General features: G+C 48.1%; 19 protein-coding genes. 16 read left to right on the forward strand and 3 right to left on the reverse strand.

The features are described from left to right. Window positions 1-22 precede the first annotated feature (22 nt). From FHS19_RS00575 to FHS19_RS00595, 5 genes are all read left to right on the forward strand, one after another. Entirely contained in the window at window positions 23-1840 is a 1818-nt protein-coding gene (locus FHS19_RS00575) for a cache domain-containing sensor histidine kinase (protein ID WP_183577177.1), read from the forward strand. Window positions 1841-2090: 250 nt separating this feature from the next. Further along, window positions 2091-4001 carry an OmpL47-type beta-barrel domain-containing protein gene (locus FHS19_RS00580; protein WP_183577180.1) on the forward strand — a complete coding sequence of 637 codons (1911 nt, stop codon included), beginning with the start codon at window positions 2091-2093 and terminating at the stop codon, window positions 3999-4001. A gap of 240 nt (window positions 4002-4241) precedes the next feature. Then, entirely contained in the window at window positions 4242-5207 is a 966-nt protein-coding gene (locus tag FHS19_RS00585) for an ABC transporter permease (RefSeq protein ID WP_183577183.1), read from the forward strand. Window positions 5208-5218: 11 nt separating this feature from the next. Then, window positions 5219-6091 (forward strand): carbohydrate ABC transporter permease, encoded by an 873-nt coding sequence (locus FHS19_RS00590; protein ID WP_183577186.1) that lies wholly within the window; start codon window positions 5219-5221, stop codon window positions 6089-6091. Between the two features lie 72 nt (window positions 6092-6163). Next, window positions 6164-7693 carry an extracellular solute-binding protein gene (locus FHS19_RS00595; RefSeq protein WP_183577189.1) on the forward strand — a complete coding sequence of 510 codons (1530 nt, stop codon included), beginning with the start codon at window positions 6164-6166 and terminating at the stop codon, window positions 7691-7693. Between the two features lie 310 nt (window positions 7694-8003). On the opposite strand, the gene FHS19_RS00600 is transcribed toward FHS19_RS00595, so the two are convergent. Together FHS19_RS00600 and FHS19_RS00605 are read right to left on the reverse strand one after the other, a co-directional pair. Beyond that, window positions 8004-8708: a GntR family transcriptional regulator gene (locus tag FHS19_RS00600; RefSeq protein WP_246426386.1), complete on the reverse strand. Its 705-nt coding sequence runs from the start codon at window positions 8706-8708 to the stop codon at window positions 8004-8006. Beyond that, complete coding sequence (locus FHS19_RS00605; protein ID WP_183577195.1) at window positions 8657-9463, reverse strand: sugar phosphate isomerase/epimerase family protein; 807 nt, start codon at window positions 9461-9463, stop codon at window positions 8657-8659. The genes FHS19_RS00600 and FHS19_RS00605 overlap by 52 nt, the downstream gene beginning before the upstream one ends. 199 nt (window positions 9464-9662) lie before the next feature. Here FHS19_RS00605 and FHS19_RS00610 point away from each other — a divergent pair, with 199 nt between their 5' ends. The 9 genes from FHS19_RS00610 (at window position 9663) to FHS19_RS00650 (ending at window position 20032) form a co-directional block, all read left to right on the forward strand. Then, window positions 9663-10523, forward strand: coding sequence for a phosphogluconate dehydrogenase C-terminal domain-containing protein (locus tag FHS19_RS00610; protein WP_183577197.1), 861 nt, complete (start codon window positions 9663-9665; stop codon window positions 10521-10523). A 1-nt stretch (window position 10524) separates the two neighbouring features. After that, a complete protein-coding gene (locus FHS19_RS00615; RefSeq protein WP_183577200.1) occupies window positions 10525-11583 on the forward strand; it encodes a Gfo/Idh/MocA family protein in 1059 nt (352 codons plus the stop codon). Then, complete coding sequence (locus tag FHS19_RS00620; protein WP_183577203.1) at window positions 11580-12320, forward strand: amidohydrolase family protein; 741 nt, start codon at window positions 11580-11582, stop codon at window positions 12318-12320. The genes FHS19_RS00615 and FHS19_RS00620 overlap by 4 nt, the downstream gene beginning before the upstream one ends. A 28-nt stretch (window positions 12321-12348) precedes the next feature. Next, complete coding sequence (locus tag FHS19_RS00625) at window positions 12349-13653, forward strand: glycoside hydrolase family 140 protein (protein WP_183577206.1); 1305 nt, start codon at window positions 12349-12351, stop codon at window positions 13651-13653. Window positions 13654-13676: 23 nt separating this feature from the next. Beyond that, window positions 13677-15287 carry an extracellular solute-binding protein gene (locus tag FHS19_RS00630; RefSeq protein WP_183577209.1) on the forward strand — a complete coding sequence of 537 codons (1611 nt, stop codon included), beginning with the start codon at window positions 13677-13679 and terminating at the stop codon, window positions 15285-15287. A gap of 78 nt (window positions 15288-15365) precedes the next feature. Continuing rightward, window positions 15366-16277 carry an ABC transporter permease gene (locus tag FHS19_RS00635; protein WP_183577212.1) on the forward strand — a complete coding sequence of 304 codons (912 nt, stop codon included), beginning with the start codon at window positions 15366-15368 and terminating at the stop codon, window positions 16275-16277. A gap of 17 nt (window positions 16278-16294) precedes the next feature. Continuing rightward, the gene (locus FHS19_RS00640; protein WP_183581294.1) at window positions 16295-17170 is read left to right on the forward strand and encodes a carbohydrate ABC transporter permease; all 876 of its coding nucleotides are present in this window, start codon (window positions 16295-16297) and stop codon (window positions 17168-17170) included. Between the two features lie 32 nt (window positions 17171-17202). After that, entirely contained in the window at window positions 17203-18870 is a 1668-nt protein-coding gene (locus FHS19_RS00645; RefSeq protein WP_183577215.1) for an apiosidase-like domain-containing protein, read from the forward strand. A gap of 154 nt (window positions 18871-19024) precedes the next feature. Then, window positions 19025-20032, forward strand: a complete 1008-nt coding sequence (locus tag FHS19_RS00650; RefSeq protein WP_183577218.1) for a glycoside hydrolase family 130 protein — start codon at window positions 19025-19027, stop codon at window positions 20030-20032. A gap of 295 nt (window positions 20033-20327) precedes the next feature. Here FHS19_RS00650 and FHS19_RS00655 read toward each other — a convergent pair whose 3' ends face one another. After that, window positions 20328-20612, reverse strand: coding sequence for an ArsR/SmtB family transcription factor (locus tag FHS19_RS00655; RefSeq protein WP_183577221.1), 285 nt, complete (start codon window positions 20610-20612; stop codon window positions 20328-20330). Between the two features lie 324 nt (window positions 20613-20936). On the opposite strand from FHS19_RS00655, the gene FHS19_RS00660 reads away from it, so the two are divergent. Together FHS19_RS00660 and FHS19_RS00665 are read left to right on the forward strand one after the other, a co-directional pair. Further along, entirely contained in the window at window positions 20937-21689 is a 753-nt protein-coding gene (locus tag FHS19_RS00660; protein ID WP_183577224.1) for an SDR family NAD(P)-dependent oxidoreductase, read from the forward strand. A gap of 66 nt (window positions 21690-21755) precedes the next feature. Then, the gene (locus tag FHS19_RS00665) at window positions 21756-22502 is read left to right on the forward strand and encodes an SDR family NAD(P)-dependent oxidoreductase (RefSeq protein ID WP_183577227.1); all 747 of its coding nucleotides are present in this window, start codon (window positions 21756-21758) and stop codon (window positions 22500-22502) included. The last annotated feature ends 12 nt before the right edge of the window (window positions 22503-22514 follow it).

The following is a 22514-nucleotide window of genomic DNA, read 5'->3' on the forward strand; positions in this document are numbered from 1 at the left end:
ATAAAGTCAGGAGGATGAGTGGGTGAAAAGGTTCTTACGAAGAGAGTGGAGCCGCACGGCAAGTCTTAGGCAGGGAGTTATGGCTGCCAGAAGATGGATGCTAGCCTACGTATTGCTGATTGTCCTACCAGTCTGCGTCATGCTATTCGTTTATTTTGAGCAATCTTCCCGTATTCTGCAGGAGGACGTGACTCGAACGATGCAGCAAACGCTGAAGCAGGCGGGCATCAATCTGAGCTCACGGTTTGATTATGTCCAGAAGGTATCCAATTCTTTGTTCATGAACCACAAGCTTTATGACAATATGGACCGTGCATATCCGAATAGTGATCGTATTGCTCAGACGAAAGAGCTGAGCAATTTGCTGGAATCGGTTCAAACACCGCCCAATATTATTAAGGCTCGTGTATTTACGGATCCGGAGAACCTTTACGGTTTCGATTTAGTCAATCTTTTCACTCTGGACAGTCTGAAGGAAAGCCCTTGGGGTGAGAAGGTCATGGATGCAGGCGGCAGCATTGTTTGGACCGGGAACTACAAAGAGGTTTATACAGATTCGGGCGAACAGTGGATTTTTTCTTGTGTTCGAATGCTAAGGCAACCTCTTAATTTTGAACAGCCGCTAGGTGTGCTCGCGCTGGACATCCCGGAGAAGGCGATTTCTGACGTCATTTCTAAGCTTGATTTTCCGAGTCAAAGCCGTATTTTCATTGCGGATCAAAATGGGACGATCATGTACAGCCCGGAACGTTCCTTGAACGGAACGAAGGTCAAACTGGCGGGAAAGAAGTCAGATGAAGGGATTTTCGAACGGTCTGAAGGGGGCGCAGATTTATTCGAGGTGTATGCACCTATTCAAGCCACGGATTGGCGCCTTGTGCTGGAGGTACCCAAGACGGGACTGACTCATCGCGCCGCCGCACTCAGCCAGTGGTCTGGAATCGCTACGATTACTGGCATGATGGTCATGTTCCTGATTCTCGTAATTATGTTAATGACGTTCATCGTTCGAGATATGAATCACCGGATCAAATTGGTGGTCAAGACGATCCGCTCAGAAGGAGTCGAAGGATTGGAAGATCATCGTTCGGACGGGGGCGGCAATTTCTATTTGCTAGAACGAGTCGTCGATAATCTGGTTCATCGGGTGAAGGATCTGATGGATGAAGCATATCGCTCGAAAATGCAGGAGCGTGAGGCCGAGCTTCGCGCTCTGCAGGCACAGATCAATCCGCATTTCCTTTACAATACGCTGGATACGATCAACTGGCTGGCGAATGCCCGGGGTGCCGATGAAATCAGCCAAATGATCGAGGGCCTATCCGATTATTTTCGGCTCAGCCTGAACAAGGGCAGGGATTATGTCAGCGTGGCGGACGAGCTCGAGCTTGCCAGAGTCTACCTGGAGATCCAACAGAGCCGCTTCCCTTCCACCTTTCATTTCACGATTGAGGCGGAGCCGGAGGCCAGCTGGTGCATGATTCCGAAATTGACTTTGCAGCCGATCGTAGAGAACGCGCTGCTGCACGGCATCCGGAAGAACAAGGGGAAAATGGGGAGCATCATGATTCGCGCGGAGCGGAGAGGGGACGTGCTCGTCATTTGCGTCGCCGATGACGGCATTGGCATGGATGAAGAACTGGCCGCCAGCCTAATATCTGAATCACGTCCTATGCTGCGGATTGATGGGAGCGGAAGTTCGTATGGTCTGTACAATGTAAACGAACGGATCAAGCTTCTGGCCGGTTACGAATATGGCCTGACAATCCGTTCCCGTTTGGGTGAAGGAACATTAGTGACCGTGCACCTCAAAGCTATGCAGGAGGTACAAACGAAGTAGGATACGCCCAGAAAGTGTCGGATTACCATCTTCATGCTGCATCTCGCTGCCTTTACAATAAAGCCTAAATGAAGGGGGGAATACGAAGATCTTTCAAAAGTCATGAAACAGATCGTAGGGGACTACCTGACAAAACAGGGCAGGGTACCGGAATCAAAAAAGTTAGGGATTAGAACGACAAAAGTGGAGGGAGGTAAGCAGGTGATTGTAAGCGCTGCCAACTATTTAAAAAGCAATGGGAGGTCTAACCGTGTTAAAAAGGATAAGAATTTATGTTGTAATTATGGCAATGATGACGATGCTGTGTATACAAAATACTTCGGTCAAGGCAGAAGCAAACGAGGCAGAAGCTAATTGGTCACTGGTTTTCCAAGATGATTTCAACGGAACCTCTGTTGACACCACCAATTGGAGAATGTATGACGGACCTGGGCATGTAGGTAACGGTTTGCGAAAGCCAAGCGCTTTTTCAGTTGCAAATGGAATTCTCACGGTTACTGCACAGATGATTGATGGTAATCTTGTGTCGGGCGGGATGGCACATAAGGCTAACTATAAATACGGTAAGTTTGAGTTCCGCGTACGTACAGATCCGGATCAAAGTGCTGCAACCAGCGCGGTCGTGCTTACTTGGCCTGAATCGGAAAATTGGCCGACGGATGGAGAGAACGATATTTATGAAACCCATCCCAATGTAACCCGCAGTCAACTCGGATCCTATGTCCATTATGGATTAAATGGTGTGGATAAGACGGTATCCCATATGAGAGATATAGATGCAACTCAGTGGCATACGGTAGCTATGGAATGGGAGCCAGACGAGATACGCATATATATTGATGGTGTGCTGGACTGGGTAACCACAGACACGGGAGCCATACCGGATGTTGCACATCATTTGACGATCCAATTAGACGCTTTCAAAAAGGTCATGTTTGGCTCTACAAAGATGTATGTCGATTGGGTAAAAATTTACCAAAAGACCCAGTTCCCCGACAATCCGACATTCCGTGTGATTGATGATGCGGACGTTAATACGATAAGTTATACAGGCACATGGAACCATCAGAGCGACTTCTGGTTTGAAAAACGTACAAAATCTGTAACAGATATGAGTGGTGCAAGTGCAGAGATGACGTTTAACGGGCCGGGCATAGCCGTATACACGAAGAAAATGAATCTCGGAGGTATATTTGAAGTATTTATTGACGGTCAATCGGAAGGTTTAGTTGACACATATAATCGTTCTGATCTGTACATCGAAAGGGTATTTGAAAAAACAGGGTTAGCGGATGGAGAGCATACAATAAAATTAGTAGCTACTGGAGATAAAAATTCAAGTTCAACCGGAGCTTATATAGGATTTGATTTTTTTGAAATTTTATATGGATCTCCAACGGACAATACGGCTCCAGTCGCGACTGCCGTGATCAAGCCGGAATTGCCGGACGGAAAGCAGGGATGGTACACCCAGCCGGTCGAAGTCCGCTTGAACACCATTAACGATTCGTCTGGTAGTGCAGAGATGCTGTACAGTTTCGACAACGGGACGACATGGCTTCCCTATAATGAGCCAATCATGATCGACAAGGACGGCAGATTTACGATCCAATACCGTGCGAAGGGTAAAGAAGGCAATATGGGAGAAGCGAAGACTCTCAACGTCGATTTGGACGCGACTGCACCAACGATCGCGATTAGCGGGATCAATGACGGTGATATGTTGAATGACGCCGGTGATGTGACGCCTATCATTACGGCTAACGACGGCTTATCAGGCATGGACGGCAGCAAGACGACGGTTACCTTGGACACGTCCAGCTTGGAATCAGGCACCAAAGTTCCTCTGTATAAGCTGCGGCTCGGCCCGCATTCGTTAACAGTAACGGCGAGCGATCAGGCGGGGAATAAGAGCATTCGGACAATCCGGTTCGAGACTTCAACGAGCATGGAGGCGATCGATAGGTTGGTACAGCGCTTCGCGGAGATGAAGCTGATCGACAGTGACGGTATCATCAAGGACCTGCGCAGCCAATTGGCGTCGGGTGAGCTGGCAGAGTTTGCGAACCAGGTGAAAGCGCAGAGCGATAAGCACATTTCGAGTGAAGCGGCCGGATGTTTGCTGCGAGACGCCGAATACTTGCTCGGAGGACAAGTCTAGGATGAAGCTACGGGGACGCCTGCGGTCGTTTCGTTGACCACAGGCGTCCATTTATTCTCATTTTGCGAGACAATGGATGGTTAATAGGGAGATTACTTAATTGATGCCGGGCGATGTCAAATATGATTTGAAATCCGGTATAGAAATAAATTAGATATGCCTAGAAAGTGGCGGATTACCATCTACTTGGCATCTCCGAATACCGCTATAATGAAGCAAAATAACACGGAGGTGTTAGTCATGAACAGTGCCGCAACGCGACTGAAACGAAGGTCAAGCCATCCTGGGCTTGAACGTCAACGTTTCGCTAAGTGGAAGTTAGCGCGAAGAAACATCGATTATTATGTACTTCTAATACCGGGTCTACTCTTATTGCTCCTGTTCAAATATACGCCCATGTATGGCCTAGTGATCGCGTTTCAGGAGTATAACATTTTCGACGGAGTCTCCGGCAGTCCTTGGGTTGGGCTTGATCAGTTTCGTAAATTAACCCAAACGGATGAGATTGTAAATGTTCTCACCAATACAATGCTCATCAGCTGCTACAAGATTGTGCTACTGTTCCCTATTCCGATTATCATTGCGCTCATATTAAACGAGGTTCGTTTAAGCGCTTTTAAGAGGACGATTCAAACGATTATCTACCTGCCTCATTTTCTGTCTTGGGTCATCATCTCCGGCTTGTTCATCACGATACTGTCCCCATCGGGTGGTTTGGTTAATACGGTTCTCCAATGGTTGGGTATGGAGCCGATCTCCTTCTTTATGGATAACCGATTCTTCCGGAGTGTTATCGTATTTACCGCAGGCTGGAAGGAAGTTGGATGGAATGCAATTGTATTCATCGCTGCACTCGCCGGTATAGAGCAGGAGCAATATGAGGCTGCTTCCATGGATGGAGCGGGCAGAATAAAAAAAATGTTCTACATCTCACTTCCCGGCATGATGCCAACGATTATCATGATGTTTATTTTGCGGTTAGGATCGGTGCTGGATGCAGGAACGGAGCAGATCCTGACCATGTATAACCCGGTCGTATACCAAACCGGCGACGTGCTTGGAACCTACGTATATCGTGTCGGTCTGGGCCAGATGGATTACAGCTTCAGTACAGCGGTAGGCTTTCTCAACTCGTTGGTGGGCTTCATCCTTGTAGTCGGCGGCAACTTCGTTAGCAAAAAATTGGTCCATCGCGGGATTTGGTAAGGAGGCAGCGTATGAAAAAGCGATCATTCAGTGACTGGAGTCTGGATATATTTGTTTATTTGATTCTATCAGTAGCGGGCTTGATAACTCTACTTCCGCTTGCTAACGTGTTCTCCAAATCCGTGAGTGCGGAATGGGCCGTCATATCGGGGAAAGTTAATATTTGGCCGGTTGGTTTTCAGCTCGATACCCTGCGTAACGTCGTGACATCCAGTGTGTTTGTCCAAGCCTTTGCCGTGTCCGTCTTCGTCACCGTTGTCGGTACGCTGCTGTCTATTTTCGTTACAGCCATAACCGCATATCCTTTGTCTAAACGTCTTCCCGGTATTTCCTTCGTGATGGTGCTGTTCATCTTCACGATGCTCTTCAATGGAGGTCTGATCCCGACATATCTCTTAATTCGTAATCTGCATCTGCTTGATACGTTATGGTCCCTGATTTTGCCCGCCGTAGTCAACGTGTTTAATCTTCTTGTTATGAAGAGCTATTATGAAACACTTCCGGAAGCACTGGAGGAATCGGCCCGAATCGATGGCGCCAAAACCTATGCTATTCTGTTCAAGATCATTCTTCCGTTAAGCATGCCGGTAATTGCAACTATTTCCTTGTTTTATGCGGTCTTTTTCTGGAATGACTACTTTCATCCCATGCTGTACATTAACGACGAAGCGCTGAAGACCTTGCAATTGTACCTTCGCGATGTGGTGATGCAGGCCGATTCGGCCACTGCCGCCAGCAAAAGCATCGACGAGCTGATGAATATGTCCCCAGAGGGCGTCCGTGCTGCAACAGTTGTCGCATCGACGGTTCCGATCATATGTGTCTATCCTTTCTTGCAAAAGTATTTCATAAAAGGGGTTCTTGTGGGCTCAGTGAAGGGCTGACCCGCATGAACATTGCCAGTACTAACGCTCTCAATTTAAGGATACATGACAAAAATCAGGAGGGGTTTAAAAATGAAGACAAAGAAATGGTTCATTCTTCCGGTCATCGCCGGTCTTTTGCTGACCTCCACCGCTTGCGGTTCGGACAGAAGCAACGATGCGGCAAGCACGGCATCTTCGGAAGCATCGGCCGCAAGTCCGGCTTCCAAGCCCGAATTGCGGGCACTTGTGAAATGGATACCGGAAGGGTATGAGGATCACCCCATCGCGCAGATGCTGGAGGAGAAAACGGGGTACAAGGTGAAGTACGACATGCTGCCCGTCGACAAGCCGGAGGACAAACTGAATCTGCTGATCGCATCGAGCGAGCCTTATGACACGATGACCATCGGCGGCAGCAACAAAGCGCTGTATGCGGACTATGCGCAGAAAGGCGCGCTGGTTGATCTGACCCCGCTGATCGATAAATATGGTCCGAACATTAAAGCGTCCGTGTCCCAAGAGTCTCTCGACGCCGTCAAGGTGAACGGCAAGATTTATGCGATTCCGACCCGTTCGATTGAATATGCCGGCACCAGCCTGATGATCCGCAAGGATTGGCTCGATAAGCTGCACCTCCAAGTACCGACCACCTTGGATGAACTGACTACTGTCCTGAAGGAATTCAAGGATAAGGATCCCGGCGGTAATGGCGATAAAAATATTCCGATAACCATCAAAGGTGATGCTCCGATGGTTGATAATATCGTCGGCGCCTTCGGCGTTTCCAATGCATGGAATGATGTGGACGGCAAACTTGTTCCCCGTGTCATGGACCCTGCTTACAAGGATTACTTAAGCTACATGAACGACCTGTACAAGGAAGGCCTGCTGGATCCGGAATTCGCCGTCAATAAGGACGCAACGGTAAAGGAAAAGTTCACTAACGGAATGGCTGGTGTCATTCCGCTTCATTGGGCAGATATTCCGACAATTGCAGATGCGCTTAAGAAAAATATCCCGGATGCTGAATATGTGTACGTACCAGCTCTTAAGGGCAAGAACGGCAAAGCTGGCCTTGCTGTGGTTTCCGGCTTCGACAGTTTAACCTTCGTCCCGAAAGCATCGAAACATCCGGAGGACGCCATTAAATGGATTAACGCCAAACTGGAACCTGAAACCTTCAAAGATATGTCCATTGGAGTTGAGGGCGTACACTACAACGTTAAGGATGGTGTTTATACCCCCATTCTCCCGAAATTCGATGACGAACGGGGGACCGCCAGCAACTTTCATTCGGGTATAGACGAGAAGAACTACCCAGTCTATTGGCAAGTGCGTGTCCACAAGGACCAGAGGCTGTATGAAGGCTGGGAATATTTGAATAAAGAGCAGCCTGCCGAGGTTTATTTCTCTAATCCTTTGGGAATAGCTCCTTATTTTCCGAATTTCTCGAAGAATAGTGCCAAACTAGGCCAAATGGAAAATGACTACAGTGTAAAAGTTATTGTTGGTCAGGAATCCCTTTCCGGTTTGGACAGCTTCGTAGCCAAATACAAAGCTGCAGGAGCCGATGCCAGCTATAAAGAAATAAATGACTGGTATGCAACAAAGAAAAAGTAATACCCAATAATATACGGATCAGAGGAAGCGGCTGTCCCTAAACATAACCGGGAACAGCCGTTACTTGCATTCTGGTATCTATGAACCATGGCGTAGTTGAGCATGTCAGTCACCTGGACGATGAGGTCAATGAAATCCTAGTTGCGCATTCTTAAATACAAGTGTTGAAGAATGAATATACATAATTTGGGCATCGAAGATGTAAAATTCCCATCAAACTAAAACGGGAAGCTGCCGCTCTTCTTGGCATCTTCCCGTTTATCGTATTTTTTATGAAGTTCGACGGGCAACATCAAAGCAGTAGGCAGAATTACATAATCAAAATCCGTTTACCGAATTCCAGGTGCTCTTCCATGGCCTGGCTAGCTTTGTCCGGATCGCCTTCCTGAATCGATTGAAAAATTCGAAGATGATCATTATAGGACACCTGGATTCTTGTTCGGTCCTTCCGGAGGACTCCAATAGCAATCTGATACAGCTTATCCTGCAAACGCTCCATAGCCTGAATGATTTCCGAATTCGCGTATACTTCGACGAGCTTACGGTGGAATTGCGAGTCCGCTTCCGTAAAGCGGGCATTGTCGCTCTTCTCAACATGAGTCTCCTGCTGCCGTAAATTTTGTTCAAACCACTTCAAATCATTTTTCTCCCATTCCATGGCAGCCAGTTTGCGAACGACAAAGCATTCCATGGCAATCCGGTAATCGTACAAATCTATCGCCTTACGGATCGAAAATTCAGCAACAACTAATCCTTTGTTGGGGGTATAGTTGGCCAGTCCTTCGGCATCCAAGCGCTCCAAGGCTGCTCTGATGGGGGTTCGGCTCATCTCCAGCATTTCAACGAGCATGCGTTCAGTCAACACTTCTCCAGGTTTTAATTCAGCATTTAAAATTAGCCTCCGGAGATGGATATAAGCTTTTTCTTTTAAAGTTACCGTTGTACTAGACATAATGAATTCCCCTATTCCAAAAAATGGGTCATTTTCAAATATTGTAGACTCTGCTCCAACCATTGATGCTCCAAGAGAACAGTTCTCTCAACGGTTTCCATAAAAGGAGTCCATAGCTCGAGGATCACGTTTGTGTCTCTTTGGCCGTTACGAACTTCTTTCAGTAGCCCGTCTATATCCAATTTACCATACCCTGCCGGCTTTCCCAAAACCATAAAGCCCATTTGGTGATCAACCCTAGTAATATCAAAATCTTTTAAGTGGAGATTGATGACATAAGGGGAAAGATCTTGAATCACGGTCTTAGGGCAGTCAAGAGCGCTGAAAGAGTTGACGGTATCCAGACAGCAGCCGACAAAAGGGCTATCGATAGCTTCAAATAAAGACGCAAGCTCTTTTGTTGTATGCAGGCCATGGTTTTCGACAGCGATACGGACACCTGATTCTTCAAAAGCAGGAAGAACCTCTCGGATCTCGCGTAACGGGTTAGTTAGATTCTTCTCTAAGATCATGGTCCGGCACAGGGTAGCGCCTAAAATTTTGGCTATTCTCAGATAAAGAAGCAGGTGGCCAGGGGTTGTACCTCTTGTTCCGACTTCGATTTCGATTCCTCGAGAATCGGCTAACTCCTTTAATGATATAAGCTTCTCTTCACTCAGTTCATGGAGTGGAAGATTATCGGCGAATTGTACGAGTCCAATTCCGTTGCTGTGCGCAATTTCCAACAGATCACAGGCACTCAGGATTCGAAGAGGAGCAGGATAACCCGGTACTCCGACTGACCATGTCAATGCATATGAACTGATCCCAAGCTTCATTTCTTCCCCTCCCCAAATTTATGTACTTAGAAAAGTATAAGCTGAGAGAAGGGCGTTGTAAATCGAATTGTATACAAAATATATTTAATTTATTTTTTTATTGTATACATATTGTGTGCCTAATTGTTGTGTGTTAGTCTGACCGTAGAACGAAATTATAGCTGTTCGAAAACGGAGTCATATGCTGGAGGTGCTTGATTTGAAACAGATTGCACTCATAGGTGCAGGGGGAAAAATGGGCTGCAGAATTACAGACAACCTGAGCAAGGGGAGTCACAAGGTTGATTACGTCGAGATTGGCAGTAGAGGAATTGAACGATTGGCTGAGCGCGGTATTGTACCCGTCCAGCAGCATGAAGCCGTACCGGATGCAGATGTAATCATTCTTGCAGTTCCCGATGTCGCCATCGGACAGATATCTAAAGATATCGTTCCTCTCATGAAGACAGGGGCACTGCTCATGGTGTTAGATCCGGCAGCAGCGTATTTGGGAGAGCTTCCTGCCCGGGAGGATGTCTCGTACTTTGTTGCTCATCCTTGCCACCCGCCTGTTCTAAATGACGAAATTACACTGGAAGCAAAGAGAGATTTCTTTGGCGGGGTAGCAGCCAAGCAAGCAATTGTATGTGCCTTGATGCAGGGTCCAGAGGAGCATTACTTGCTTGGAGAAGATATGGCGAAGGATATGTTTGCTCCCGTAATGAGATCACACCGGATTACCGTGGAGCAAATGGCTGTTCTTGAGCCTACCATGGCTGAGACGATCAGCTCGATGATGGTCACTGTCTTGGGGGAAGCACTGGATGAAGCAGTAAATCAGGGAGTACCTTATGATGCTGCAAGAGATTTTTTACTCGGGCACATCAATATCCAGCTTGGGATCGTATTTGAGAAAGTGAATCCTTTTTCAGACGCATGCCTGGTCGCCATTGAATATGGCCGTAAAGCCATGATCAAAGAAGGATGGAAAGAGCTGTTCCGTCCAGAAAGAGTGTATGAGCAAATTGATGTCATGCTGCATCCCGAGAAGCTGCATACCCTTCATTTCAAGGATTCCTGACATGAAGGTATGGAAAATAGGAGTCGTGGGAACCGGCTGGTGGTCGGAGAAACATTTGAATGCCTGGCGCAGCATTCCTGAGGCTGAAATCATGGCTCTTTGCGACCTTAATGAGGAAAGGTTACATGCGAAAGCAGCTGCTTTTGGTGTATCTAAGAGCAATTTGTACAGCAGTTTTTCCGAAATGCTCGAAAAAGCGGATATCGATATTGTGGATATCGTAACGGCGCCTGAAACTCATCTTGAGCTTGTACAGTACGCTGCTGCCAGCGGAAAGCACATGTTGTGCCAGAAACCGTTTGCAAATTCGATTGAAGAAGCTGAAGAGATGGTACGAATCGCCAAAGAGGCGGGCGTTAGGCTGATGGTGACGGAAAATTGGAGATGGCTTCAGCCATTTCAGTTGATCAAGCGTGTCATCGAGGCGGGTACACTGGGAACGCTTTATTCAGCGAGATACATACACACGGATTACTATACGCCCAGAATGGAACCCGCTGCGGTTCTGCCCCAGCCATTCTTCCGGGAGATGCCGAAGCTTCTCTTTTTTGAAATGGGAGCCCATTGGTTTGACACCTGGAGATTTCTGTTTGGAACGCCAGAGCGGCTTTATGCGGAGATTCAACGGATCAGCCCTTATATAACAGGTGAAGATACCGGTATTGTGGTGATGGGTTATGATCATTTTTGCGGATATCTCGACGCCAGCTGGGCGACAAGGCAGAAGCTGGATCGCCCGCTCGGAACAGGGGTCGGACCGGTGCATTTGGAGCAGCTTGTCATTGATGGTTCCGAGGCAACGCTCAAAATGTATACCTCAGGCAAAATCTCGCTTGTCAGCAAGGACGGATCCAATGAGTGGATGATTGCGGAAACCACCGAACTGGATCATGAAGCAAGTCATATCCGGCTTCAATCTCATTTTTTGGAATGCCTGCAAAGCGGCGCTGCGTTTGATACCGAGGGCAGCGACAATTTGATAACCTTGAGCATGGTATTTGGTGTGTATGAGAGCGCTGCAAAACACGAACCGGTGAAGATTGGAGGAAAGAACGCGTGATTATTGACGTCCATGCCCATTTGGGATGGGATCATGTATTTGATGAGGATTTTACATGGGAAGAACAGCTGGAGAAGCATCAAACATTCAGCGTGGATAAGACGATTCTCCAGCCGGCCTCATGCCACGATATCGAGACGGTACGAGAGCAGCACGACCGAATTGCCCGAGCGGCAAGGGATTACCCGGGGCAATTTTACGGGATGGCCAATCCGAATCCCCATTTAAAAGACGCGGTCTATGAAGAAGAAGTCAGACGGTGCGTCGAGGAGCTTGGATTTGTGGGGATCAAGATTCACACATTCGCCCATGCCGTTCATCCGGGAGGGCGAGACGGCACGAAGGTATTTAAGCTGGCCCAAAAGTTGAATGTTCCGGTCATGGTGCATACCGGCGCGGGGATTCCTTTTGCCAACCCGACCAATCTGATTGCCCCGGCTCTTGCTTTCCCTGACGTCAACATCGTTATGGCTCACTGCGGCATGATGATTATGGCAGGCGAGACCGCGATCGCCATGAAGGCGGCGCCCAATCTCTATGCTGATATTACATGGACCGCCGGGTTCAATTTACGGCATTGGGCGCATGAGTTTGGAGCTCATCGTTTTTTGTTCGGGACCGATCATGCGGACAACGCAGGCACGGAACTGGCCAAAGTCAAAACATGCGGATTGACGGAAGAGGAGCAGGAATGGATTTTGCATCAAAGTGCGCAGTCGGTTTACCGGCTAAAATGATCAGACCATGAAGGAGTGTGTTTAAACTGTGACCCATCGTATTCAGCGCTTAAAAGTCAGTGATAACCAGCGTTTTCTTGTCCATGAAGACGATTCGCCTTTTTTTTGGTTGGCCGATACGGCCTGGGAGCTGTTTCACAAACTGAGCCGCGAAGATGCGGATGACTATCTCCGGAATCGGTCGGAGCGTAAGTTTTCGGTTATCCAGGCGGTTGCTCTTGCAGAGTTTGAAGGATTGACGACAGAGAATGCCTATGGGCGGCTGCCTCTGAAGTCTGGCTCCGGCGGTCTTGCAGACCCGCTCCTTCCCGATGTAGAAGGGGATTACAGCTACTGGGACCATATGGACTGGATCATCGACCGGGCGGCTTCATACGGATTGTATATCGCTCTGCTGCCGACGTGGGGCGATAAATTCAATGTGATGTGGGGCAAGGGCCCATTGATCTTTAACCCCCAGAATGCAAGGCTTTACGGCCAGTGGCTTGGCGAGCGTTACAAGGACCGGACCAACATCATCTGGGTGCTCGGTGGCGACCGTCCACTCCATACCCGGGAACATTTCGAGATTGTCTGTTCGATGGCGGAAGGGCTTCAGGAGGGTGACGGCGGGTCGCATCTGATGACCTTCCACCCGCCGGGAGGGCAATCTTCTTCTTTGCATGTGCATCGGGAGCCGTGGCTCGATTTCAATATGATTCAATCCGGTCACCACGAATGGGTACGCACTAACTATGAAAAGGTCGCCGCCGATTATCATCGTCAGCCGGTAAAACCGGTGGTCGACGGTGAGCCATGTTATGAGGATCATCCGATAAATTTTAAGGCGGAAAATGGTTACTTTGATGCAGCCGATGTTCGAAAAGCGGGTTACTCCGCCGTATTTGCGGGTGCATTCGGACACACTTACGGGCATCATTCCGTCTGGTCTATGACCACCGAACCGAGCACCTATTTTGTTATGACATGGAAGGATGCCATCCTGCGGCCTGGAGCGGAGCAAATGACCCACCTGCGTAACTTGATGGAATCCCGGCCATTCCTTACGAGAATACCCGACCAAAGCTTGATCGCTGAGAATTACGGCGGCGCTAACTATATGACGGCTACGCGCGGAGAGAGTTATGCCATGATCTATTCACCAAATGGCATTCCTTTCCGAGTCGTCATGGGCAAAATAAGCGGAGGGAATGTCAAAGCCTCCTGGTATGATCCCCGTACCGGCGCTTGGACGGATGCCGGGGAATATGTAAATCAAGGCGAAGTTGAGTACCACCCGCCCACCAGCGGCAGAGACGGGGACTGGATCCTTGTGCTGGATGGAATTGAATAGGGATAAAAAGGAGCTGATCAAGAATGAAAAAGAGATTTGCCGCCATTTTGCTTGTATTCATCTTGATATTAACAGCATGCAGCGATCAGACGGAGAAAAATGAAAGCGATTCCGAACCATCCGGCCAGGACCAAAATGGCCAAATCAATATTCAATTTGGGGCAGCAATTGATCCTAACATGGAGCAGGTAGGGAAATTAGAGAAGAAGACGGGGGAAACCCTGGAAAACAACCGTTGGACGAAGCTGTTCAGTGAGAAAAATGGCGTGACCACGCAATATAAATTGATGGCTCCGCAGGCAGACTACACGCAAAAACTCAAATTGTCCATCGCTTCGGGGGATTTGCCCGACATTTTCGTCGTATCAGACAAGGCGGATTTGAAACAGCTGGCCGAAGGCGGTGCCATCCAAGAGATGGGGCCGATTTACGACCAATACGCCTCACCGCTTTTAAAGAGCATCATTGAGGCAGAGACCAAGAAGGTCTTTGATCAAGTAACGTACGGAGGCAAAATTTACGGTATCCCCGCGAAAATGCCCTCAACGAATGGTTATAATCACCTATGGATTCGTGAGGATTGGCTTCAGAAACTTGGCCTAAAAAGACCAAAGACGATGGATGATGTTTACAACATCGCAGTAGCCTTCGCGAAGCAGGACCCCGATGGAAACGGCAAGGCGGATACGTTCGGGCTTGGGCTGCACAAGGATTTCTTGAACGGAATGAAAGGGATCTTCTGGGGTTATAAGGCTTATCCCGAATTTTGGTACAAAAACGACTCGGGGCAGATTGTTTTTGGAAGTGTGCAGCCGGAAATGAAAAAACCTCTTGAACTGCTGGCAAAAATGTATAGTGAAGGTCTTGTGGACCATGAATTTGGTTCAAAAGACGAAGCCAAAATGCTCGAGTCGGTCGTCGCAGGAAAGACAGGGATGATCTACGCGCCCCACTGGACGGCATATTCGGTTGAGAAAACGATGGAGAACGACCCCAATTGCAAGTGGATTGTCGTACCGTTGCCAACAGATGGTTCGGACCCGATTCAAATTCCTCTGTCCAATTCGGCGGATGGGGCTTATGTCGTAAACAAGGATTTTAAGCATCCCGAAAAATTGGTGGAAATGTTAAACACCTATGTGGATGCGCTATTTGGGGAGAATGCAGATTTCAATAAGTATTGGTCTGACGGGGACATTGATTCCGTATGGGCGATGAGCCCGATTCATACGCTGGATCCATCCCTCGATCTAAAAGGGCATCAAGATATCAAGAAGGCGCTCGCAAACAACACAACGGATCAATTGACGGGAGTAGCGAAAGGCTTCTATAAGACGATGCAGGACGGCGTTTGGGGAATGAGTATGATGTTCGGACCGAAGGATACACCTTTTGCTTTCGTTGACCAAACCTATCCGGATCAGGTGATCTGGAGTGAATTTGAGGGGGCACCGACGCCTACCATGGCAACGAACTGGAGCTCGATGAGCGAGCTGCTAAATACAGAGTTTACCGCAATGGTACAAGGGAAGAAAAACCTGGACAGCGATTTCGATAAGATGGTACAGAACTGGAACAACCTGGGCGGAAAAAATGTCCTTGAAGAAGTCAATGCGCAAGCCATCAACAAATAAGCATGACCGACAAATGCGGGCTGCCCCAAGTGCTAGATGCGGGAAAGCAGCCCGCTATCAAGGAAAGGATGAGCCATCATGAGCAAAGGTAAAAGTTATGCCTGGAAAAGAGAGCTCCCCATGCATCTCATGCTGGTCCCAGGGCTGGTTCTTCTACTCATTTTCGCCTACATTCCTATGACCGGCATTATGATCGCGTTCCAGCAGTTTAATCCGGTGAAAGGATTGTTTGGTCATCAAAGATGGGTAGGGCTTGATAATTTTCATTATATTTTTTCCATGCCGAATATTTGGAGAGTCGTGGGCAATACGCTGCTCATCGCAAGCTTGAAAATCGTATGCGGCATGGTCGTTCCTATTGTGTTCGCCCTTCTGCTGAATGAAGTGAAAAATGTGCTGTTCAAGCGGGTGACGCAGACGGTCATTTATTTTCCCTATTTCCTCTCCTGGATTATTTTAAGCGGCATCATGATCGATATTTTGTCGCCTTCCGGCGGACTGGTGAATCAATTCCTCGGCGCTTTCGGAATCAAGGGGATTTACTTTCTGGGAGAAAATAAATGGTTTCCCTTCACGATGATCGCTTCGGATGTATGGAAAAATTTCGGTTTTAACACCGTCGTCTACCTGGCCGCGATCACCGGTATCGATCCGGCTTTGTATGAGGCTGCTGCTGTTGACGGGGCGAGTCGTTGGAAACAGACATGGCATGTGACATTGCCTGGAATGCGGATGATCATCGTGCTGTTAATGGTACTAAGTTTGGGGAATATTTTCGACGCCGGGTTTGACCAAATTTTCAATCTCTATAGCCCTCAGGTTTATCAGTCTGGCGATATTATCGATACGATGGTGTACCGGATGGGACTCCTCCAGTCCCAATACAGCGCCTCGACCGCGGTTGGGTTGCTGAAATCGGGTGTCTCGTTCGTACTGATCACATCATCCTATTATCTGGCATATCGGCTGTTCCGATATCGGCTGTTTTAGGAGGTTATATCATGAAAATGGTTAATCGTTCGAGAAATCACTGGTTCAGTGTCGTGAATACTATCATTTTATCTTTGACCTGTATCATCTGTCTTATTCCGTTTATTCATATCGTATCCCTGTCATTCAGCGACAAAGCGGCCGTATTAGGGGGACTTGTTAAGCTGTGGCCGGTTCATTTTACGTGGGAGCCTTATAGCTATGTATTAGAACGGACAGCCTTCTGGCGCTCCTTCGGCATGACGCTGGAACGTGTAGTTATCGGGGCAACCATCAACGTGCTGCTTGTCATTTTGCTGGCTTATCCTCTTTCCAAACCGAACAATAAACTGCGATTCCGTTCCGTTTATGTATGGATCTTCTTTTTCACCATGTTGTTCAATGGCGGATTAATCCCCAATTATATTCTGGTTAAAGAACTTCACATGCTGGATACCATCTGGGCTTTAGTCCTTCCGGGCGCCGTGTCGGTATTCAATATTATTCTTATGCTGAATTTCTTTCGCGAGGTCCCTCATGAACTGGAGGATGCCGCGTTTATTGATGGAGCAGGACATATGCGGACGCTGTGGCAAATTTATGTCCCCATGTCTTTACCTGCGATTGCAACGATTACACTTTTCTGTATTGTTGGGCATTGGAATGCGTGGTTTGACGGCATGATTTATATGAAGGGTGACCATTACCCTCTGCAAACCTACCTGCAGTCCATCGTGATCAAGTTTGACTTTAATACGATGTCGGCGAGTGAGGCTCAGAGATTAGCCAAGTTAAATGATCGTTCGGTTAAAGCGGCTCAAATGATTGTGGCTGCAATCCCCATTCTGCTTGTTTATCCGTATCTTCAAAAATACTTTGTGGCAGGAATACGCCTTGGTAGTGTAAAAGGATAACTATTATCAGAGCCTGTGATAAGGAGTACACGATGAACATAACGTTTGAGCAAAGTACCAACATCGTTGAGACCTATGACTTCATTGAAGTTCGGATTCACGTCGAAAATCCTTCAGTCGCCAATCCGTTTACGGAGGCGGAGGTATTTGGCCAATTCGGATTAGATGTTGAGCCGTTTACATTTACACATGGACTGCCGGATGGAGAGTTGGGGACGGCAAGCATCCGGCCCGGACTCATCCCGGTAGACGGGTTTTGCGATTCGGACGACGGCAGTCTGTACCGGATTCGCTTTATGCCGAGTGAGGCGGGAGCCTATTCCTATGAGGCGGTATTTACAGCCGGCGGCCAAAAGTATCATACCTCAGGCACGTTTATGGCAGAGAACCGGGGGCGGAAAGGGCTTCTCCGGGTAGATCCGGATTTTCCGTTTCATTTTCAGTGGGATAATACGAAAGAGCATTTTTTCTATCACGGAATGACAGCCTATCATATGCCGGGCATTCAGGATGACGCCGAAATTAGAAGGTCAATCGATCGACTGCATGCCTGCAAGGTCAACCGGATCCGGATTGCGGTAAACTCCAGCAGGGTCCGAAACGGAATGGCCTGGTTTGAGCCGGTGTATGACTCGGAGGATTTTACCTTCCTCTACGGACCTTGGATAGCCGAGCGGCCGCATGACCATACGTACCCCGGCTGGGATGTGACCCGGTTTGATATTGCTTATTGGAGAAAGCTGGAGCGGCTGCTTGCCTATGCGTTATCTAAGGATATAAGCGTGTCGCTCATTATGTATCTGGATGCTTATCGCAGAGGGTGCGATCCGTTTGGTCCTCACCATGCAGGTGGATTGGATGAGCAGCGTTATTATCGGTATGCCGCCGCACGGCTGGCAGCTTACTCCAATATCACATGGGACCTAACGAATGAGTACCGTTTGATTCGGCCGCACGCATGGGTGGAACGGATGGGATATTTCCTGAAATCCTGCGATCCTTATCACCATCTGATGACTTGCCACGGACATGAGACATTTGATTTTCGGCTCTCGGGCTGGGCCGATTTTGCGGTCTACCAATGCTGGGATGAACATGGCGGCTATGCATACATGCTCCGGAACCGTGAGACACAGCTTGCCATGGGAAGAAGCATTCCGCAGGTAAATGAAGAATACGGGTACGAAGACCACTACCCGTCTGCCTGGGGAGAGGGTAAGAAGGCCCCGGCCCGCAGCGCGGACCGGCTTCGCCGGATAGCATGGGAGATCGCGATGGCCGGAGGATACCAAACCAGCGGGGAATATGCGGGAAATGGTCTGGGAGGATGGTTAAACGGGCGCGGGGATGAATCGATGCTTTTGCCGAAAACGCTTGAGCCCCTGGTTCGCTTTTTTGAACATTTGGAATGGTGGAAGATGAACCCGGGACAAGTTGAACTGATTAAAGGAACTGGTTATTGCCTAGCGGAACAGGGAAGACAATATGTCATTTATGCACCGGAGGCCGGCGAAATCGGAATTGTTCTGGACAGGGGCTCGTATGAGATCAGCTGGTATAACCCGAGGGAAGGGACCTTTTACCCTGGCTTCCGGTTGGACGGCTCCGAATTGGTGGCCCGGTGCCCGGATCAGGAAGGCGATTGGGTTGTTCGGATTCAATCAGCGGCATGCCGGATTCCGGAGAAAACGACTCCATAGTCAACAAACGCTCTGCCGGCCGATAAGATAAATTTACGATTTTCCCCTCAGAAACCGTTCGCTTTCATACCACCTTATCGGCCAGGCAGTGATAGAATGATAGGAGATTCGGATAGGCAGGATGATTGTGAATACGAAGAGGAGATGAGAAACCATGAAAATAACCCGCTGTGAATCCAATCCCATCGTTGTGCCCGGTATGTACGACTGGCGCAGGGTTACCGTATTCAATCCGGCAGTTATTTATGAAAACGGCAAGTTTTTTATGATTGAAAGAACAGCAGGAAGCCTGAATCCGTTTCAATGTTATTTCGGTTTGCTGGAGAGCGAGGACGGAGTTCATTTCAGCCATGTTCTGGACCGCCCGGTGATACATCCCGGGCAGTTCGGTTTTCCCCATGGAAGCATTCAGGATCCGCGCATGGTTAAAATAGACGATACTTACTATTTGAATTATGCATTGCGCCCCTGTTCCATGAGCTATCATCCAACCGGACTTGGGGTGCCCGAAAGCTTCAAACCGGCCTATCCCGACGGCTGGGGGGAAGATGCCGGGGACTGGTTAACGCGTTCCTCCATCGCCGTGTCCAAGGATCTGATACACTGGGAGTTTCTCTGTGATACGACACCGCTGAATATCAACGACAGGGATAACATACTGTTTCCCGAGAAGGTCAATGGAAAGTATGTACTTCTCCGGCGCCCCGAAGAATTCGTAGGGGAGGAATATGGGACAGATAAACCGGCCATGTGGATTACCTATTCCGATAACTTGACCGAGTGGGAAGAACCGCGGCTGCTTGCCGATTCGGAGCAGGAGTGGGAAATCAAGAAAATAGGGGGAGCGACCCCTCCAGTCCGTACAGATCGGGGATGGCTCACACTATACCACGGGGTAGACCGGCATAATGTGTACCGGGCGGGGGCGATGCTGCTGGACCTGGACAATCCTGAGATCATCATTGCACGATCTAAAAAATGGATTATGGAACCCGAAATGTACTATGAAAAATTCGGTTTGTTTATTCCGGATGTGATATTTCCAACCGCAAATGTCGTTAAGGATGATTTGCTGTATATTTACTATGGTTGCACAGATACGTCCATCGGACTAGCCACTGTCCCCTTGAAGGATCTGGTGGATTTCGTTCTGGAAAACTAACGCATACAGGATGGGTGTCCGAGAATGCGGTTAAATTTGTAGGCCCGATCCCCTGATGAAGGGGACGGGGCCCTGCGATTTCTTCGGACAGTCTACCCAGCTTACTGTTAGAAATTCCAGCAATAGCATAAAAGAACAACATGAATAATCAATTAACTCATCATCCGTGTGCTGAAATGTATCCAATAATTCAGATTTTCTATCTCTCGTCATCATGAAGACATGGATGAAGAAACAAAAAACATCGCCATTCAATAAGGCGATGCTTTTCTTGTTACATAAGTTTTATTGTTCTTTATTCGGAAAGTTCAGAAAGCTTTTTTACATAAGCATTCATTACGTCCGGTTGAAAGACCAAGCTCATATATTTACCTTCACGAATGTTTTGAATAAGCCCGGCAATTTCAAGTTCCTTAATGTGGTGAGAAATGGTTGCCGCACTGACATTATGCTTCTCCTGTATGACACTACATGGAAGTGGATTGCTTGACGCACTGATTTCCTTAAGCATTTGATACCGTCTTGGTTCAGCAAGTGCGCGGGATATTCTCGCAAACTGTTGTTCTGATAAATCGGCCATTAACGTCCCTCCTTTTAAAACAACAATCTGAATGCTTATATAATTATATATTCATCTAAATATAAAGTCAAAACGGCAACGGAATAAGGTTTTATTTCACATATAGACAATTATCTAAATATCATATTGACAAAACGTCGTAAACAGTGCAAAATGACATTACGACATTTTTATGATTGTCGAAATGAATACCAGGGAGGTAACGATTCAAAATGGATAGAATTCATTTGTAAAGAACTAATCGCTTACTCGATGGATGGTTTTTCATAGCTAACAATTCGATAATCATAAAAATATCTAAATATAACAAGGGGAGATGTAGCATTGAAGAAACTAACCGGTAAAACGGCGATCGTTACGGGCGCCTCTAAAGGTATTGGAGCTGGAATAGCCAAGGCATTGGCCGGAGCTGGTGCTGCCGTCATCGTTAACTATTCTACGAGCAAAGAGGCGGCGGATCGCTTGGTCGGGGACATTCGGAGCGACGGTGGTCAAGCTGTTGCAATTGAAGGAAACGTCGCTTTAGCAACAGACGTGCGCCGCATGTTTGCCAAAGCAAAAGAAGCCTTTGGTTCGGTAGACATTCTTGTAAACAATGCGGGCGTGTATCGATTCGAGCCGATCGAGGACGTGACGGAAGTAGAGTTCCATCGGGAAATCAATACGAACGTTCTGGGGACAATCCTGGCGATTCAAGAGGCGCTTAAGTACTTTCCAGCTGAAGGAGGAAGCATCATCAATATTGGCTCCATTGCAAGTGAAAATCCTGTTCCGGACTCGGTGCTTTATGCATCGACCAAGGGGGCAGTGGATACACTGACGTTGGCTCTTGCAAATGAGCTCGGTCACCGGAATATCCGGGTAAATACGGTCTCTCCGGGCCATACTGAAACGGATGGAACCCACCAGATCGGCCTCGTCGGGAGCGAGCGGGCAGACCAACTTGCCTCGGAAACGCCTCTTGGAGGAAGGCTCGGACAGCCTGATGACATTGCACCTACGGTCGTCTTTCTTGCGTCGGATGATGCCAAGTGGCTGACGGGTGAGAGAATTCATGCTTCGGGCGGCATTCATTAACCCACGAAGGATTTTTGTCCTAAAAACAAACCTATAAACAAATATCTGTGAGAGGGGAATATAAACATGGCAAACTTACAAGGTAAAGTAGCAATCGTAACAGGTGCATCCAAAGGAATCGGAGCAGGAATCGCAAAAGGTTTGGCAGAAGCAGGTGCTGCGGTTGTCGTCAATTATTCTTCCAGCCGTGAAGGGGCTGACCGTGTGGTATCGAGCATCACCGAACACGGCGGCAAGGCTATGGCAGTTCAAGGCGATATGTCCAAAACGGCAGATGTCGAGCGGCTGTTCGAGGAAACCAAGAGAGCTTTTGGCACGCCAAGCATTTTGGTCAACAACGCAGGAATTTTCGAATTCCAACCCGTTGAGGACGTGACGGAAGAGCTGTTCCATCGCCACTATAACATTAACGTTCTTGGGCCCATCCTAACTACGCAGCAAGCACTGAAGCATTTTCCTGAAGAAGGCGGAAGCATTATTAATATCGGCACGATCGCAAGTAAAAACCCGGTTCCAACTTCGATGCTATATGCATCAAGCAAAGGCGCAGTGGATACCATGACATTGGCGCTCGCGAAGGAGCTCGGTCCACGCAATATCCGAGTTAACACGGTTGCCCCGGGCTTTACTGATACGGAGGGTAATGCTGGTTTCGTTGCCAGTGAGGCCGGACAGGCCCTTGCTGCTTCTACGCCACTAGGTGGACGATTTGGAAAGCCTGAAGATATTACGCCAACAGTCGTATTCCTTGCCTCAGACGAAGCAGCATGGCTGACTGGCGAGCGTATCAGTGCTTCTGGTGGTGTGCATTAAGCGAAATGCTGG

This window comes from Paenibacillus rhizosphaerae (assembly GCF_014192015.1).
Classification (GTDB): domain Bacteria; phylum Bacillota; class Bacilli; order Paenibacillales; family Paenibacillaceae; genus Paenibacillus_AQ; species Paenibacillus_AQ rhizosphaerae.